The 17,336-nt window shown below is 52.1% G+C and carries 20 protein-coding genes; all 20 read right to left on the reverse strand.

Going from position 1 to position 17,336, the window contains the following annotated elements:
- Positions 1–3: 3 nt before the first annotated feature.
- The gene (locus tag C2M34_RS10530) at positions 4–1,221 is read right to left on the reverse strand and encodes a beta-ketoacyl-ACP synthase (RefSeq protein ID WP_105201457.1); all 1,218 of its coding nucleotides are present in this window, start codon (positions 1,219–1,221) and stop codon (positions 4–6) included.
- Complete coding sequence (fabG, locus tag C2M34_RS10535) at positions 1,221–1,946, reverse strand: 3-oxoacyl-ACP reductase FabG (protein ID WP_105201458.1); 726 nt, start codon at positions 1,944–1,946, stop codon at positions 1,221–1,223. The genes C2M34_RS10530 and fabG overlap by 1 nt, the downstream gene beginning before the upstream one ends.
- The gene (locus C2M34_RS10540) at positions 1,943–2,398 is read right to left on the reverse strand and encodes an ApeP family dehydratase (protein ID WP_105214172.1); all 456 of its coding nucleotides are present in this window, start codon (positions 2,396–2,398) and stop codon (positions 1,943–1,945) included. The genes fabG and C2M34_RS10540 overlap by 4 nt, the downstream gene beginning before the upstream one ends.
- Positions 2,391–3,611: a beta-ketoacyl-ACP synthase gene (locus tag C2M34_RS10545; RefSeq protein WP_105258736.1), complete on the reverse strand. Its 1,221-nt coding sequence runs from the start codon at positions 3,609–3,611 to the stop codon at positions 2,391–2,393. The genes C2M34_RS10540 and C2M34_RS10545 overlap by 8 nt, the downstream gene beginning before the upstream one ends.
- Positions 3,608–4,177 carry a DUF3261 domain-containing protein gene (locus C2M34_RS10550; RefSeq protein WP_105258737.1) on the reverse strand — a complete coding sequence of 190 codons (570 nt, stop codon included), beginning with the start codon at positions 4,175–4,177 and terminating at the stop codon, positions 3,608–3,610. The genes C2M34_RS10545 and C2M34_RS10550 overlap by 4 nt, the downstream gene beginning before the upstream one ends.
- Complete coding sequence (locus tag C2M34_RS10555) at positions 4,177–5,427, reverse strand: NAD(P)/FAD-dependent oxidoreductase (protein WP_105258738.1); 1,251 nt, start codon at positions 5,425–5,427, stop codon at positions 4,177–4,179. Before C2M34_RS10555 ends, C2M34_RS10550 begins: the two co-directional genes overlap by 1 nt.
- Positions 5,414–7,675 carry a hypothetical protein gene (locus C2M34_RS10560; RefSeq protein ID WP_105258739.1) on the reverse strand — a complete coding sequence of 754 codons (2,262 nt, stop codon included), beginning with the start codon at positions 7,673–7,675 and terminating at the stop codon, positions 5,414–5,416. Before C2M34_RS10560 ends, C2M34_RS10555 begins: the two co-directional genes overlap by 14 nt.
- Positions 7,676–7,677: 2 nt before the next feature.
- Positions 7,678–8,031 carry a hypothetical protein gene (locus tag C2M34_RS10565; protein ID WP_105258740.1) on the reverse strand — a complete coding sequence of 118 codons (354 nt, stop codon included), beginning with the start codon at positions 8,029–8,031 and terminating at the stop codon, positions 7,678–7,680.
- Between the two features lie 204 nt (positions 8,032–8,235).
- A complete protein-coding gene (locus tag C2M34_RS10570) occupies positions 8,236–8,661 on the reverse strand; it encodes an acyl-CoA thioesterase (RefSeq protein ID WP_105214182.1) in 426 nt (141 codons plus the stop codon).
- Complete coding sequence (locus C2M34_RS10575) at positions 8,654–10,198, reverse strand: HAL/PAL/TAL family ammonia-lyase (protein ID WP_105258741.1); 1,545 nt, start codon at positions 10,196–10,198, stop codon at positions 8,654–8,656. The genes C2M34_RS10570 and C2M34_RS10575 overlap by 8 nt, the downstream gene beginning before the upstream one ends.
- Positions 10,199–10,201: 3 nt before the next feature.
- Positions 10,202–11,149 carry an LpxL/LpxP family acyltransferase gene (locus tag C2M34_RS10580; protein WP_105258742.1) on the reverse strand — a complete coding sequence of 316 codons (948 nt, stop codon included), beginning with the start codon at positions 11,147–11,149 and terminating at the stop codon, positions 10,202–10,204.
- 10 nt (positions 11,150–11,159) lie between these two features.
- Entirely contained in the window at positions 11,160–11,900 is a 741-nt protein-coding gene (locus C2M34_RS10585) for a glycosyltransferase family 2 protein (RefSeq protein WP_105214199.1), read from the reverse strand.
- A gap of 3 nt (positions 11,901–11,903) precedes the next feature.
- Positions 11,904–12,257 carry an ApeI family dehydratase gene (locus C2M34_RS10590; RefSeq protein ID WP_105214201.1) on the reverse strand — a complete coding sequence of 118 codons (354 nt, stop codon included), beginning with the start codon at positions 12,255–12,257 and terminating at the stop codon, positions 11,904–11,906.
- Positions 12,250–13,593 carry an AMP-binding protein gene (locus C2M34_RS10595; protein WP_105258743.1) on the reverse strand — a complete coding sequence of 448 codons (1,344 nt, stop codon included), beginning with the start codon at positions 13,591–13,593 and terminating at the stop codon, positions 12,250–12,252. The genes C2M34_RS10590 and C2M34_RS10595 overlap by 8 nt, the downstream gene beginning before the upstream one ends.
- Positions 13,586–14,155: a hypothetical protein gene (locus C2M34_RS10600; RefSeq protein ID WP_105201471.1), complete on the reverse strand. Its 570-nt coding sequence runs from the start codon at positions 14,153–14,155 to the stop codon at positions 13,586–13,588. The genes C2M34_RS10595 and C2M34_RS10600 overlap by 8 nt, the downstream gene beginning before the upstream one ends.
- Positions 14,156–14,157: 2 nt before the next feature.
- On the reverse strand, positions 14,158–14,403 hold the full coding sequence (locus tag C2M34_RS10605; protein ID WP_105201472.1) for an acyl carrier protein: 246 nt from the start codon (positions 14,401–14,403) through the stop codon (positions 14,158–14,160).
- A 14-nt stretch (positions 14,404–14,417) separates the two neighbouring features.
- Positions 14,418–14,681: a phosphopantetheine-binding protein gene (locus tag C2M34_RS10610; RefSeq protein ID WP_105189045.1), complete on the reverse strand. Its 264-nt coding sequence runs from the start codon at positions 14,679–14,681 to the stop codon at positions 14,418–14,420.
- A complete protein-coding gene (locus tag C2M34_RS10615) occupies positions 14,678–15,463 on the reverse strand; it encodes a lysophospholipid acyltransferase family protein (RefSeq protein ID WP_199774383.1) in 786 nt (261 codons plus the stop codon). The genes C2M34_RS10610 and C2M34_RS10615 overlap by 4 nt, the downstream gene beginning before the upstream one ends.
- Positions 15,456–16,166, reverse strand: coding sequence for a beta-ketoacyl synthase chain length factor (locus C2M34_RS10620; RefSeq protein WP_105201473.1), 711 nt, complete (start codon positions 16,164–16,166; stop codon positions 15,456–15,458). Before C2M34_RS10620 ends, C2M34_RS10615 begins: the two co-directional genes overlap by 8 nt.
- A gap of 116 nt (positions 16,167–16,282) precedes the next feature.
- Complete coding sequence (gene dapA / locus C2M34_RS10625) at positions 16,283–17,200, reverse strand: 4-hydroxy-tetrahydrodipicolinate synthase (RefSeq protein ID WP_105258744.1); 918 nt, start codon at positions 17,198–17,200, stop codon at positions 16,283–16,285.
- Between the last annotated feature and the right edge of the window lie 136 nt (positions 17,201–17,336).

The raw sequence follows: 17,336 nt of genomic DNA on the forward strand, positions 1-17,336 counted from the left end.
GGCTTAAACTCGCTTAAAGATCAAAGAGGTATTAATACCGCCGAAGGCAAAGTTATTACTCATCACGTAATCACAATCTAGTTCTGTGCCTTGTGTTAAGTAATCAAGCGGCGCGCATTGCTCGTCCACCGAGTCTAGGTTGATGGTGGGCGCAAACCAGCCATCACGCATCATCTCGATACTGGCCCAGGCTTCAATGGCGCCACAGGCTCCCAAGGTATGGCCGAGGTAGCTCTTTAACGAGCTGATGGGCTTGGCGCCCAGGGCATTAAAGGTGGCATGAGATTCGGCGATATCACCGCGATCCGTGGAGGTGCCATGAGCGTTAACATAACCTATCTGATCGGCACTAAGCTCGGCGTCTTGCAGCGCCATTTCAATGGCCACCTGCATGGTCTCACTGGTGGGCTGGGTGACATGCTGACCGTCAGAATTACAGCCAAAGCCGACGATTTCCGCCAATATGGTGGCACCGCGCGCCTTGGCGTGCTCATATTCTTCTAAGATCAGAGTCCCGGCCCCCTCGCCTATGACCAAACCGTCCCGTTTACTGTCGAAAGGACGCGGCGTTGCCTTAGGGTTATCGTTGTTGCAACTGGTGGCGTACAGGGTGTCGAACACCGCCGCCTCGGTAACGCACAGCTCTTCGGCACCCCCGGCCACCATCAGCTTTTGGCGGCCGTACTTAATGGCTTCATAGGCATAGCCTATGCCCTGAGAGCCCGAGGTACAAGCGGAGCTGGTGGTGATCACCCGGCCCTTAAGACCGAAAAATACACCGATATTCACCGGCGCCGTGTGCGCCATCATCTGAATATAGCTGGTGGCAGTCACGCCACTCATCTGTCCCGACTTCATCATATCGGCAAAGGCAATGAGCGGTGGTGTTGAGCCGGTAGATGAGCCATAGGCAATACCGGTATCACCATTGGTCAACGCCGGATGCCCCAGCAGCTCGGCCTGTTGCAAGGCACGTTCGGTGGCCACTGTGGCCATTAGGGCCACACGGCCCATGGAACGCACCATTTTGCGTTTATAATGGCTTGGGCGCTCAAAATGGGTGACAGGCGCCGCCAACTTGGTATTGAGATCGCTGATATCATCCCACTGCCCCATGGTTTGCACGGCATTTTCGCCACGCTCAAGGGCTGTACGGAAGCTCGACCAATCATCACCTAAGGCCGTAATACAGGACATGCCCGTAATCACCACACGTTTCATTATACTAATCCACCATTGACGGAAATAACCTGACGGGTAATGTAACCCGCCTGATCCGAGGCCAAGAAGGCCACGGTTGCAGCCACTTCATCGACACTGCCCATGCGTCGCATCGGCACATGTTCAAGCAGCATCTTGGTATCGAGCTCGGCGGTCATCTCGGTTTCAATCAAACCTGGCGCCACACAGTTTACCGTGATTTTACGCTTGGCCAGCTCCAGCGATAACGCCTTTGTAGCACCTATAATACCGGCCTTGGCGGCACTGTAGTTTACCTGGCCACGGTTTCCGGCGATACCCGACACGGAAGCCAAAGTAATAATACGCCCCCCCTTGCGGGCACTGACCATGGGCATAACCACAGGGCGTACGACATTATAAAATCCATCAAGGCCTGTGCTTATCACAGTATCCCATTCCTCGTCTGTCATCGCCGGAAAGGCAGTGTCTCGGGTAACGCCTGCATTACACACCACGCCATAATAGGCGCCGTTGGCAGCGATATCCGCTTCCAGCTCTTGCTTGGCCTGGGCTCGGTCGGTGACATCAAAAACAAGAATATTAACCGCTCGACCTAAGGCGCTAATTTGCTCGGCTACCTGCTCGGCCAAGGCCACCTGCGAGCGGCAATGCAGCGTAATATCAAAACCTTGCTCTGCCAATTGCAGCGCCACGGCCTTGCCGATCCCACGGCTAGAGCCGGTCACTAAAATACGTCTGTTCATTGATTTTCCTTAATAAATTTCATTGGATCGGCGGGTTGGAAAACATTAATTTTGGCTTCGACCAAACAATCACCCTGATCTTCAATACGACAAGCAAATACACTTAAGCCGGACTCGTCCTGGATCACCTTTTCGACCAGAATATCCAACAAGATGCCCTTGTCAAAGCGCGGTTTATGACAGCGAATTTTACGACTGCCGAGAAGAAAACCAATTTTAATTTCCCGACTCTGATCCAGGTCATGGGCGCCGGCATAGGCGGCAATGGCCTGCGCCATATATTCGCTGCCGATATAACTTGGCACCGCACCCATCTGGGCATCATAAAAGGGGCTATTTTCACGTATGCGCACCTGACAATGGGCACTGTCGTCGTCAAACGCAACGAGAGAGTCGATCAACACCATGGGCGGGCGATGAGCGATAAGTTCCGTCATGCTTATCTCACGCATCGACTGCTCCGATAATTAAACTGGCATTATTGCCACCAAAGGCAAAAGAATTACTCATACAGATTGTTGGAATTTTCATTATTGGTTGTTGTAATACATGGATTGGTGCCAAGTCGGCATCCAGCGCATAACCACTGTGCCAAGGCAAAGGTGTTACCGATGGCGGTGCCTGCGCCCCTAAACGCTGTTGTTCGATAAGCAGCCAGCACAAGCCCGCTTCTATGGCGCCGGCAGCGCCCAAGGTGTGCCCGGTTAAGTGCTTGGTCGAGCTTACAGGCACAGCGTCGGTAAACAACTCGGCGATGGCCTTGGCTTCCATTTCATCATTTTTCGGCGTCGCCGTGCCATGGGCATTAACATAATCTATCTCGGCTGGGCTTAGCTTGGCTTGTGCCAAAGCCTGACGCATGGCCGCAAGAGCACCGCTGCCGCTAGGCTCGGGCGCTGACATATGGTGCGCATCCGAGCTGGCACCGCTACCTAGTAGGGCACAAGAACTCTCGCCCAAATCGCGCTCGCGGCTCATCACAAAGAGCGCGGCTCCCTCACCTATATTAATGCCATCACGTTCACCACCAAAAGGCTGGCACAGGCCACTGCTGGTCGACGCCAGGGCACTGAAGCCATTAATAGTAAGCTGACACAAGCTGTCGGCGCCTCCGCAGATCACCGCATCGGCTAAACCGGCGGCCAATAAACCCTTGGCACTGCTTAAAGCCTTGGCGCTGGAGCTGCAGGCCGTGGAAATACTGTAGGCAATACCTTCTAAACCTAGCTTTTCCTTGATATAGGCGGCGGGTGCGTCAAGAGCCTGCTGATGATAATGGTAATCCTCGGGCCAATTGCCGGTTTGTGCTTTATGCTTGCGGGCCCGCTCACCGTCGTAAATATCGGCGGTGCTGGTACCGACAACCACGGCAATGCGCGCCGGACTATAGCGCTCGCGCATACGCGCCAGCGTCGGTGCCAATTGCTGCAACGCAAGGTCTATAAGGCGATTATTGCGCTGCTTGGCAGTTAAAGGAATTGCCTGCACCAGGCCCACATAAGGGTCTTGCTGATCCGTTTGGTCACCGTAATGTAAACCACTGCCCTGTGTTAGGGGAGTGATAGCATCGCCGGCTAACTCCTGGTTGGATAGCGCCTGTAAATGCTGCGCCTTATCCGTGCCCAAGGCGCTGACTATGCCTAAATCATTTAACCATGCCCTCATGGCTTCACCTCTTCAAAGCGGATCTCGTAGTGATGAATTTTATTGTTCAATATGATCACCTCGCCGCCATAACGTATATCCAGCAAGCTGGTATCATTTTGGCGCAGCTCGCGGATAAGTTCGCCGCCTTGGCGATATTCAATCAAGTGCGCCCCTTTTAAATGTTTATTTAATTGGGCCACAGGCCAATGTACCAGTTGAATATCGGCCAGGATATAACTTGGATCCATATCCTCGGCGGCAATAAAGCGCTGGGCCGCCACGCCTTGCTCGGCGTTGTAGCTCAAGGTAAAAACGGGTAAACCGGCAGCGCTCATCAAGGCTAAACGCAGCTCGCCTTCGCCATTGATGGCCACTTGACTCAGCAGAGCCTGCTGAGTTTGTGCCTTGGTAACAAACATACGCTTTTGCCACTGACTGTTAAGCAGCTCAGAAGGCGGCGCGCTCAGTGCTAAGCCAACCTCGGCACTGAACATCACGGCTTTATCCTTTACCTCCGGCTCCACGGGGCTGTAACTGGCGCAACCGCTAAGCACTAAAAGTAGCAGCAGACATAAGCAGCGCATTAACAGGGCTCCATTTGGCACAATTGTGCCAACACATCTAATCGGCGCTCGCTTTGCACCACATAAGGGTTGTTCGCATCCCAGGCATAACCGGCGAGGATAGCACTGATCATACGGCGCACTTCATCGCTTTGCTCGGGATAGAAAATCACGTCCTGAAAGCGGGTGTCATACCAGGCATTAACAAAGGTTTTAAAGCACTCAACTCCGCGTTTAAGCGGGGTAGAAAACTCGCCTTCAAAGTCCGCCTGATCACCGCGCAAATGCGCATCGACCACCGGGGCCACCAAGGAGGCGGATTTTAGCGCTATGGTCACCCCGGATGAAAATACCGGGTCTAAAAACTCTCCGGCATTGCCCAGCAAGGCATAGTGTTTGCCGTATAGGCTGGATACATCGGCGGAATAGCCGCCCAGGGTTTGCACCGGGTTAACCGCTTGCGCATCAGCCAGCAGGTCGGCCAGATTTGGCTCAGCCTTCACCTTGGCCCAGAGATTGTCCTCATTGATAATAGAGGTATCAAAATGATGAGGCTCACCCACCACGCCCAGGCTTGCAGTACCATCGGCAAAAGGGATCAACCAATACCAGATATCTCTGTGCTCGGGGTGCACGCTAATAAGGATTTTATTACGGTCAAAGCGACTGGCCTTGATGCCGTCTTTAACATGGCAAAAATAGGCGCTGCGCGATGGTAAGCTTGAGGGCTTATCCAAATCCAATAAACGCGGCAACACCCGACCAAAACCACTGGCATCAAGGACAAAGCGGCTATGCAGCTGGTATTGCTCCTCGCCCTGAGTTACCGTCAACAGCATGCCATCCTCTTGCTCGGTGATCGTCTGCACTCTATGGCCGTAACAGATATCCACGCCCTTGGCGGCGGCGGCATCGGCAAGCAGCTTGTCGAAATTAGCACGCTTTACCTGATAAGTGGTGCCGCGACCCGGGCTAAATTTATCGGTAAAGTCGATTTGGGTGTCTGTACCACGGTAGTGAAAGGCAGCGCCATTTTTAAACTGAAATGCCTGAGTTTCGGCATGCTCGTCCACCACCTTGTCCATGCCGGCCTCGGCGAGAAAGTGCATACACTGAGGTAACAGGCTCTCACCTATGGAAAATCGCGGAAAATGCTGCCCTTCCAAGACCTTTACCTGCCAACCCAATTGCTGTAACAAGGCACTGGCCAGGGCGCCTGATGGGCCCGCACCTATCACTACTACATCCACTGTACAATCATTGTTTGTCATTATTATTCTCGATACTTAAAGGTGCCAAAAAGTAAACCACCAGCAGCCCCAGTAATACGGCACCACCAAATTGGCTTATCGCAGGCGTTTTGGAAAAAATCAGCATGGCAAAGACCGCCAGCGACGACAGTGCCGACAGGCTAATTGCCACCAGGGTATGGGCACTGTGGCCGCCCTGACGATAGAAAATAAAGTAATCCACTGCCAGTGCCAACACCAGAATAAGTCCCAGGGTATGAAACACGGATATGGCGCTGAACTGGGCAATCACACTGACGATCAGCGCCGTGGCCAAAGCCAACCAAGCCGCCATTTTAAGGCCATGACGCCAGCCAAAGCTAAATACGAAAATCAATATAATGGCCACTGCCGCCAATAATAAGGCAAGGTGAATTCCACGATGAAAATGCGCCAACATGGCACTGAGCTGCCCCGGCACATCGACAATCGCCACATAATCATAATGGGTACCTAGGAGCTGTAATTGCGCTGCACTGACGGAGCTGACATTGAGCAGGGAATAGACAGCGCCATCAAGGTGCACCACATCGCTAAAGGCTTCATTGAGGGGGCCGCTGACAAAGGCATCATAATCCAATAGTGCTGCGCTCGTCGGTGCAATGGCTTGGCCGCTAAAGGCTTGCAATGGCATAAATACGCCGCTTGCCACCGCCTTATTATAGGCCGCTGCATTCTCCTGCTGACGAGTCAGACTGGGCAAGGCACGGCTAAGGCCTTGCGCCCGAGCACCTTGCTCTTCCAACCAGGCGCTAACTTGCTCTTCGCGCCTCAGCAGCTGCTGCACATCCTCGCCCTTAAGGATTAAGCGCTGTATCGGCTCGGCGCCTTGTAAATACATCTGATGCTTAACTTGGGTGTCCATCAACTTGGCGCTGCTGGCATTAAAGCTGGCGATGGAGTCATTACTGGCAGGCATACGCCACCAGCTCAGTAGCACGCACAGCAGCGCCAGGACCAGGTAGACCTTGCCACTGTGGCATCTAGCCTGGCTTTGCCACTTAAGGCCAAGATCGGCACCCGATACTACAGAAGCACGAAAACTCAAGGTCATGGCCACAGGAGCCAGACAGAAGCGGGTAAACACCCAGGCACCTACTAAGCCGGCGACCACAAAGATGGCTACATCTTGCAGCAAGACCAAGGGTGCGCTAAGAAAACACAAATAGCCGATGGCGGTTGAACACAGCGCCAACAGCAGGCCACGTTTAAGGGCACGGGAATATCGGCCTTGCTGCGCGGCTTTGTCCGCTAAGGCATGAAACGCATAGTCTATGGCGACCCCAATCAAGGTGGTGGCAAAGACCAGGGTCAGTAGATGGATCTCCTGGCGCAGCAATAACAGCGCCAAAAGACCACTGAGTATGGCGGTACTCACCGTCAGCATACTCACCCACAAGGGCCAGGCACCGCGCAAGGACAAGAATACAAAAAGAGACAACAAGACAACGCTGGCAATACCAAAGCGGTTCATTTCCCATTTTGCCTGAGTGGCATTTTCGGCATTATGAAACAGTAAACCGGAATAACGCACTTGCACCTGGGGGTAGCTTAGTTGCAACTGGTCTAAAAGCTCATCTATGGCCGCGGCGGTACGCTCCGTGGCACTGATGCTGCTTACACTTTCATGCGTTTGCGCCAGCAAAATCCACACCGGCTCACCCTGCTCATCCCGACCTTGTAATTTACCATCCACCAGGGTCAGGGCTTGCTCGCCACTGAGGGCACTGACAAAGCTGTAGGTGGCCAAGGACATATCCCGGCTCAGGCTCTGGCTTAACCAGGGCGAGGCAGTTTGCACCAACTGGCGCTGAAAGTAGTGATTAAATTGCGCGGGGTCGGCAATGGCCTGAGCATATTCAGGGCTCATCAGAGCGCCGCGATAAGGCGCATAAAAGTCGATAATTTGCGTTAACTGCGGCTGCTGCTCTTGCACCTTAAGGCCAGCGTGCGCCAAACCCTGAGCCAACTCTAGATAAGCTTGCGCACTGTTTGCACCTTGCAGCGAAAAAACCAGACGCTGTTGCTGCTCACCAAGCAGCTGTTGCTGGGCTCGATAAAAGTCTTGAGCCTGCTTGCCTGGGCTTTGCTCATTTGAAACGGGTGTCAACAAGGCCAGCATATCGCTTTTAATGGCAATGGGTTTGAGCTGCCACAGCAAGGCGATGCCTGCTACCAGCAGCAGAGGCATTAAAGTCAGGACCAAGGCGCGGCTAACCCAATGTTTCATAGCTACTCTTGGCTTACACCGAGCTCAAAGTTAAGGCTGATTTCAGTGACCGTGCCGCTGTGCTCATACAAGCCAATAAAACGCACCCGTTCTTGGCTATCCAGGCAACTGATAAAGTAGCTAAACAGACCTTTGAGCTCTTGTGTGATGGGCGTGAGTTGCTGACATGAATAGGCGCTCTCTAACAAAGATGCCGGTAGCTGGGCCTCGCTGCTGGTGAAGAACTGCGCCAACTGCGCCTGATCTTGGGCTAATAAGGCTTGCAACAAACTGCTGTAAGGTCCGCTCTGGCCTTGACGGCGAAATTGGCCATCCGCTTGGCGCTCAAACACGCCATCACCATCGATTTTCAGCAAGGAATCGATGGGCGTCAGGGTATGCCATAACAGCTGCTCGCTACTTAGGGTGAATTCACCCTTGCTGATAAAGTGCTGGTTAAAACCGGCAAAGGTTTTCGCCTGGCTAAAACTGCCCTGCTCACTTTGGACCTTAGGCTCATTTGCAGCTGCGCTTGGAGCAACACATAAGCGTAAGCCATAGACTGACTAAAAGCTTTTTCATTACAGTACCTTGGCCAGTTTCTGCATTAAAATCGGCGGTGACACATATTGCATTTCACCGCTGTCTTGCGCAACCGCTACCTGCACCGTATAGGCCTTGGTCAGGCGCTTATTACTGGCGGCATCGAAGATCACATAGTCGATTTTTAAGCGTTGCTCATATTCTTTAAGGTAAGCCTCGACACGTATACGCTGGGTGAACAGCGCCGAGTCTATGTATTTTATGCGCATATCAACAATGGGCCAGGCATAGCCCGACTCAAGCATTTGCAAATAATCATAATCGAATTGGCGCAACAACTCACAACGCGCCACCTCCAGGTAACGGGCATAGTTACCATGCCAAACGATATTCATGGGATCGCAATCGTGAAACGGGATCTCTATTTCAACTGAGCTAACCAGCAAGGCATTTTTATTATTCATATAGGTCCCAACGTTGCTGCACTATGTAATCCACCGTGGTGCGCAGGGTCTGCTCCAGTGGTCTGTCCTCAGTCAGGTTATCAAAATAGCGACAAACATCGCTATACATGGCACGAATATTTGTGCTTAAACCCTGCTCATCCACCTCACCACGAGCAATACGAATACGCAGTCCTTGTACCGCCGCCAACAGGGTACAGGCCAGCACCTGCTCGGTTAGTTGCAGCACCCGCATACAATCGCGAGCGGCTATGGTACCCATGCTCACCTTGTCCTGGTTATGGCATTCGGTGGAGCGCGAAAATACGCTGGCGGGCATGGTCAGTTTCAGGGCTTCGGCGGTAAAGGAGGAAGCACCGATCTGCACCGCTTTAAAGCCGTGGTTGATGTACTTGCGCTCGTCATGGGCATCGCTCAAGTTGCTCGGCAGGCCATTGTTGTACTTGGTGTCCACCAAGGAGGCGATTTGTCTGTCGGCCAAGTCGGCCAGATTCGCCACCGCAGTTTTCATGCTGTCCATGGCCATGGCGATATGGCCGCCATAGAAATGACCACCATGCAACACATGCTCGCCCTGCCCATCGATAATGGGGTTGTCGTTGGCGGAGTTCAGCTCGTTCTCGATAAACTGACGCAACCAAGGCAAGGAGTCCGCCAACACACCAATGACATGGGGCGCGCAGCGAATCGAATAACGGTCCTGCAAACGCTCGGCATTGCGAGGATGACTATGATGATTCAGGTCATCGCGGATCCAGGCCGCTACCTGCTGCTGACCGCTGTGCGGTTTCACCGAGAATAAGATTTCATCGAAATGATGACTGTTGCCCTTGAGCGCCAAGGAGCTTAATGCGGTGATACGCGTCGCCAGCTTATGCAGGTAATTGGCGCGGTCAAAGGCCAAACAGGCAATGGCTGTCATCACCGCCGTACCATTCATAATCGCCAAGCCTTCTTTGGGGCGCAATGTGATGGGTTTCAGCCCTACCTTGGCAAAGGCGTCTTTGGCGGCCATCACCTCGCCTTGAAAATACACATCGCGCTCGCCTACTAATGCACCGGCCACATAAGAAAGCGGCGTGAGGTCGCCACTGGCGCCCACCGAGCCCTCTTGCGGGATCAAGGGCAGGATTTTATGGTTGAGCATATCGCGAAGCAAATACAGCAGTTCCCAACTCACCCCGGAATAGCCCTGAGTCAGGGAGGTTAATCGGGTTGCCAAAATGGCGCGCGACTCGGCATGAGTAAAGTGAGCGCCCATGCCACAGCCGTGAAAACGGGTGAGATGCAAAGGCAGCTCTTGCACCAGCTCAAGGGGGATGCCTACGGTCACAGAGTCGCCGTAACCGGTAGTGACGCCGTAAATCACCCCTTCTTTTTCGAGCAGTTCATCTAAAAAGGCCACCGCCGAGTCTATTTTGCGCGCCAAGGCTTGGTCATTACTAATGTGTGCTAACGTATCAGTGCGGGCAAAAGCAACGATATCTTCTATACGCAGCGGCGCAGCGCCAAACTCGATGGATTGAATACTAGACACGAACTACTTCTCCTTGTGGCGCACGCTGTCTTCATCGCGTTGCCAAAAATCGTAAAAATTGAACCATTGATAAGGGCATTGCAGCGTCACGCGCTGCAACTCTTGGGCGTAATCATCTATTACCTGAGCCAGGGCCTGCTGCCGGGTTTTACGCGGCAAGGATAAGGCCTCGCTGTAATGACTGAAATGGACGTCAAAGCCATCACCACTTCGGGTACAGAATAGCCAGTATATTGGGCACTCCAGTAGCGCCGCAAGAATAAAGGGCCCCTGCGCAAAAGGCGCCGGCTCGCCAAGGAAGGACGCATAGTGCACCCGCCCAACCGCACTGGTGCTGGTGCGATCGCCGACAATCACTACAAACTCACCCTGCTCGACCTTGCTTTTAAGTAAAATCGCCAGATCCGGGCCCATATCGCTGACCTGAATAAGGTTGACGCTGACATTGGGGTTAATGCGCCCCAAGGTGCGATTAAATTCCACCGCGTGCTCGGTAAACACCAGTACATTGATCACACAGTTTTGATGACGCATGCCCAAGGCCCGACATACTTCCAGGTTGCCCAAGTGCGAGCCGATAAAAATGGCGCCTTGGCGGCGGGCCACCAAGTCATCAAACAGATGTTGATTTTGATAACGCAATTGCGCCGGCGTAATACGCCCAAGCCAGGCATCAATCTTATCAAAGGCGCTGTCGGCAAAGGTACAAAAATGTTTTAACCCAGTGCCAAAACTAGGCTTAGGTTGACTGGAGTCAAACGTGTGGAGACGGCGCCAATAATCAAGGGACGCACGGCGTGCTTTTCTGCCGCTGAGATAAAAATAAAACACCACCACAAACATAAACAGCCAGAGCACCCGGCGGCCAAAGAGCTTATACACACCAAGTAAAAACTGCATGCCAAGATAGCTGCCACGCTCTTTGGTTTTTGACCAATGTTGTTCGCTCATATCGTGCCGCTTACCTTTGACCACTGAGCTTACGCCATAGCAATTTAGGCAGGCGTACCAACATGCCGAAAAACAAGCGGGTGTGCAGCCAGCTGATCTTAAGGTTATCGGCCAGCGGCTGAAAATGCGACACCCCGTCTTCTGGGTAAATCACTTGGGTGTCGACAAAACGCGAAGGCGTACCGCGCCAATACATGCGCACCATGATCTCAATATCGAAATCCATGCGTTTACCCAGCTCGCAGCGAGCAAATAGCGCCATACAAGGTGCCAGCGGATATACGCGAAAGCCGCACATGGAGTCTTTAATGGACAGACTCAGGGTTTCTACCCAGACCCAAAAATGGGTGATATAACGACTTAAATATCTGTGCTTGGGGACCGAGTCGTCATACAGGGGGCGACCACTGATAATCGCCTCTGGATTTTCCCGGGAACATTCTACCAGTCGGTTCATATCCGCCAGGCAATGTTGGCCATCGGCATCCACCTGCAGGGCATGGCTGTAACCGTTTTCATATGCCCAGCGCAGACCGGTTTGCACCGCTCCGCCCTTGCCCTGATTGATTTGATGGCGTAGCAGGGTCAAATCCCTGTATTGCTGCGCCAGCTCGTCGAAGTATTTTTGCGCCTCGGCATGACTGCCATCATCGACCATGACTATCTTGTAACCGGCACCACTTAATTGCGCCAGCACCTGATCAATGGCATGGGTATGGTTGTAGTTAGGAATGACGATACACAAGTTCATGGCTTAGCTCGCAAAGACCAGGCGGCCACTGGCATGCTGACCCTTTTCAGAGTGATAACTAAAGAGTACCTTTTCGTTATTTTTCTTCGCCAATTGCAGCGTCACTTCCAATTCTGGGGTCATCACCACCTGAAACTTCAATACCTCAATATCGGCTATCTCCCCGATCATGCCCAGATATTGACGAGCGTATTGCACCGCCCAATCGAGTTGCACGACACCGGCAAGGATAGGCGCACCCGGAAAGTGGCCACGAAAATAATCGAGCTCGGGTTGTAAATACAAGGTCAGCGCAACCTGGTCGTCCGTTTGTTCAATGGCGCGGATCTGCGGCTCGGTTATCACTAGATCAGACAAAATATTGCTCCAATTGCGAATAAATCAGCTTGCCCTGACTGTTGTAGGGGAGCTGCTCAAAATAACGCCACTTACGCGGTACACACACGGCTTCAAATTCCTGCCCCAGCCAGGCCTTTAACTGCACGGTTATTTCCCTGCTGGAAGCCTGCGATTCACCTGCATTGCCAAGTGCCACCAAGGCACCTAAACGCCCCGAAGAGAGTTGCAGCAGCGCACAGGCGCGCACCAGGGGGTGCTGGCGCAAACGCGCTTCCATACCAACCAGGTCGACCCTTTTTTCCGCTACCTTCACGGTTCTATCGGCGCGCCCGAGTAACAAAAATCGACCATCACTCAATACCTGGCCCTTGTCATCCAACAGCCGGATTGGCTCGTCTATCAAGGGGGATTGCAGCGCCAAGCGGCCCTCGTCTGTGCTCAGACTGATGCCAGCAAAAGGCTGCCAGGGCGTTGCCGTCGTCGAAAGCACACTGCGATAGCCTATGCCGCCGGTTTCCGTGCTGCCATAAACCTGCACTACGCCTTGATGTAACTGCTCCGCCAAGGTAATGGCATCTGAGTCCGCCAAGGGTCCACCGGAGGAAAATATGCGCTCTATCTGTGCACGCTTCGGCACCAGAACATTGTCATCCACAAGCCGGGATAACTGAGCTGGCGAGGCCACCACCAGCCAACGCCGATGATCGCCAAGTCGCTTGGCTAAATGCTCTGGGTATTGGTAACTGCTGGCTTCAAAGAAGTGCCCAAAACGCAGCGGCCACAGCAGTTTAAATAACAGCCCATAAATATGTTGATGCGACACCATGGCCACAAAGGACAGATGTTCGGGCTTAGACTCGGCGCAGATAAAGGTCTGCTCCAGGGTTTCTAGTTCACAGTTAATGGCATCCCAGCTTTTATAAATGGCCTTGGCGGGACCGCTGGAGCCCGAAGTGAAAAACACCAGCCTGCCGGAGCCCTGAGCGCTGCCGGGCCAGTGTAAATCGCACGCCAATGAAGAATCTGGGGCAAAGGCGTCCACATAGGTATAGCCAGGCGGGCTATCCGCCTCCAACTCACCGGCATAGAAACTGGTGATCTTTTGCAAATCACACAAGGTTTGTGGCTGAGCGTTAGGAGGTAAAACAATATCCAGCGGCAATTGCGCCAACGCCAGCAAACGCGCTGCAAACTCTATGCTATCGCTGTGATACAGCAACACCGAGGAGCCGGCTTCAAGGGGCGCATAACGGCGATAAAAACTCTCGACTAAAGCAAGAAATTGCGCGCTGCTAAAAGCACAGCCATCACGGCTGGCCATGTGCTCACCGAGGAGGTTTTTTAAGTTATACAAGCTTGCCCTGCCTTTTTAACCACAGCCTATAAGTCCACTCGCTGGCGGCCAAAAGGCCGATAAGCACATAGGCGATAAAGCCGTTATACCAGGTCCACAAAGCCACATCACCAAGCCAGACCGTGTAGGTGGCGGCGATACCATTGAGGACAAAAAAGGCACACCAGATCATGGTCACCTTACGGGTATAGCGTACGCCTTGCTCACTCAATTGTGGCTCCTGCAAGCGGGCAAAACGCTCCACCATGCTCTGCTTTTGCAGCAAACTTAGGGCAAAGGTGATGGCCATAATCAGGTTCACCATAATCGGGTAGAGTTGCAGCCACAGGGATGAGCCGCGCATTAGCGCCATCAACACCAGCAGCAAGCCAACTGCGGAGATAGGTAATAGCCAGTTGCCAATAGCCTTGTGGCGCAGCGCCAACAGCACGCGCCCTGTTAATAAGGCCGCCAACAGCCAGGCTACCTGTTGCTCATACCCCCGGCTTAAGCCCAGGTAAACCAAGACAGGATAAGCCAAAAGGCACAAGGAGATCAGTGCATTCACTATGCCTTTAAGCATGATTAATTAACGAGTTGTTCTACTTCTTTTACTACGTCCGCTACGGTACGCACCTGTTTAAAGGCTTCCGGCTCGATTTTCTTACCGGTGATTTCTCTTAGTTTCACAACCAAATCAACGGCGTCGATACTGTCTAAGTCCAGCTCTTCGTATAGGTTGGCATCCATACTGATGTCGTCGGCGTCGATTTCAAAGTCATTCTCTAAAATGCCACGTAATACGTCGTAAATTTCAGCAGCAGTTTTCATCTTCTATTCCACTATTAAGCGTTGTTGCGCGATTGTTCAATAAACTCAGCCAATGCATTGATAGATGCAAAGTGAGCCTTCGTTTGTTCTGAGTTAGCGTCGATTTTTACATCGAATGCCTTTTTAATGGCCAGACCCAATTCCAGCGCATCGATACTATCTAGGCCAAGGCCGTCAATGAACAAGGGCTCACTGTCGTCTATGTCTGCTACTTCGATGTCTTCCAGATCTAAGCTGGTAATAATTAGTTGTTTTAGTTCTAGTTTTAAATCACTCATAAATTCGCTACTTGATTATGAAAATAAGTTTCTAAGTGTTTGGTCAAGCCCCGCGATTGCATGCTCATGGGTTCATGCTCATGGCCCTGCCAGGGCTGCGGTTGCTCCGCGGCAATATGCATCGAAAAATGCGCTTTCTTCGGTGCCACCTTATACCAGGGCGTGCCCTTGGTCAGGGTGCTGGGCTTCATGGTGATCAGCACCGAGGTGATCACCGAGCCCGAAGGCAAACCACAGCGCAAAGCGATATTGGCAGCCCCGCGTTTAAATTTTTGCAGTGAGCCTTTGTCAGAGCGCGTTCCCTCGGGGAAAATAATCAAATTATTGCCCGCGGCTAACGAGCGACAACAATCCACCAGCAAGCCTTCGGGATCATCATTACTGATATAGCCGGTGCTTTGAATAACGCCGCGCATAAAGGGGTTTTTAAACAAATGCGCCTTAACCACGCAATCGGCCCTTGGCACAGAGGCAATCAGCACCACCACATCAATTAAACTCGGATGATTGGCAAGGATCAGCTGCCCGCGTAAGTTTTTAAAGGCATCGCGGTTGTGAACATGAAAACCTATCACCCCCAAGGTATCCATCACAGCCACAAAAAAACGAAAAGTGTAATGCACCAGCTTTCGCGCCTTGCGCTGACGCACCTCGGTTTGCCGGTAAATTAACCGCTGCAAAGGCAGGATGGTCAGGCTTAAGATCATACCACCGAGACCAAAGAGAGCAAAACAAAAACCCGTGCCAAGCACGCGCCAACAGTAGTTGAGCTTGCTAATCATAGTGCAACCGCCATCCACTAAGCTCAATGCTTTTTTGCTCGTGCAGGGCCAGCGCTAAACTCAGCGCTGCAGCCACTGTAGGCTTGGTTGTTCCATCGCCTTGTTCAAGGCGTACAGCAGCACCATTATTTATGGCCTCAGAGTTTGTGCTCAGCACCAAGGCAAGGCAATGATCCACTTGCGGCTCATCGGCAAACTCCTGATACAACTCGGGCAAGGTTTGATCGGCATGGATCACCATCACCCGCTCAACCTCTGGGTCTTGCAGCTGAATATAGGCCTCACACAGGGCGCTGTTAATGCTGTTATTGCCGCCGGCCAAGGCGACAATGGGCGCCTTGTTATTGGTCAGAATCGATAAGAGTCCGGCTACGGCGTTATGTACCGACAAGCCAAACTGAGTAGGTGATAAGGGTTCATGCGCTTGAAGTTGTGCCAGCAAGTCCGACGTTTTATGCAGATCACCATGGCGGGATGAGAAAATAATCGGCAGCGGCTGAGCATCAGGGTTTACCTTATGGGCACAACTGAGGATCATCTTGGCAAAAGCGCTTAAACGGCGACGTTGAATGGGCTTGACCCAACTGACATCAAGCGCAATAAATTCTGACGCCAATGCATCTAAGAGTTTATTGAGCTCAATATTTTCTGTTAAGGCTGGCTGCGCCGCATATACGGCCAACTTTTCGACAGCACACTTCATCGCCAAAAGTCCGTTTATTCATAAGGCGCAAATAGTAATGGATTGTAAAAAAAATAGCAAAAAAGCCGGTACAATTAACCGGCTGTTAAGTCTTAAAATGTTACTGCTTGGCTAACTTAGTACAATTTAAACGCATTTTCAGCGATGATAGCCGCTGTTTGCTCACCAACCAGGTACTTTTCATCCAATTTGGACATAAGTTCAACACCCTGTTCTTGTTGTTTTTGTGTTAATGGCACATAGGGTAAACGCAGCACAGGTTTTACTGCGCCTGTCATCGCCAACGCCGTGTTAATGGCAATGGGGTTAGGTTCACAAAACAGCCAATTCATCAGCGGCGTAAGCTCGGCATTGAGCTCAGGTTGAGGTGATTTCAGCAAGTCACAAAACAGCTCGGGGATCAGGTTAGTGGCCACCGAGATCACACCATGGGCACCGTGCTGATGCACCGCATCATGGGCTTCATCATCATTACCTGACCAACAGGCGATACCTTGGCTTTCATAGGCGGCAATGCGCTCGTTGCCCTGGCACTCTTTCATACCGATGAAGTTTTTGTGCTGGGCCAATGAGCCGATAAAGTCAGGGGTGAGATCCTGACCTGTGCGCCCCGGAACGTTATAGATAAAAGCAGGGCCGATATCGAGTACGGCATTAAAATGAGCTTGTAAGCCCAGCACAGAGGTACGGCCATAGTAAGGATTGATCTGCAAGGCGGCATGCATACCTGTGGCAAAACCGTATTTAGTGGCTTTAATAGCTTCACGGGTGTTGTTGCTGCCGGTGTTACCTATGATCAAGATACGTTCGGCAAAGGTAGCGACGCTGTGAGCAATCAGCATTAAATGCTCTTCCCAATTCATCAGTTGCCCTTCGCCGGTAGTACCGCCAACAACTATACCATCGACACCGGCGGCAATCTGGCGCTCCACCAAAGCATCAAAGGTTTCCAGGCAAATTTCGCCATCGTCGTTATACGGGGTCTTTATCGCAGTAATCACCCGTGCCTGTCTTAATTGCTCCATAGTTCCCATGCTATTGGCTTCTCTCACTAACTATTTTTACTAATTTAATCATATTCAAACGCCTATGCCGAGAGGAACGACACCTTTGCGTAATAATTTCTCCATTTTAAGGCTTGCAACTTAATCGGGTTTGAATCAAGATAAC

It is taken from the genome of Pseudoalteromonas sp. T1lg88 (assembly GCF_002964765.1).
Lineage (GTDB): Bacteria > Pseudomonadota > Gammaproteobacteria > Enterobacterales > Alteromonadaceae > Pseudoalteromonas.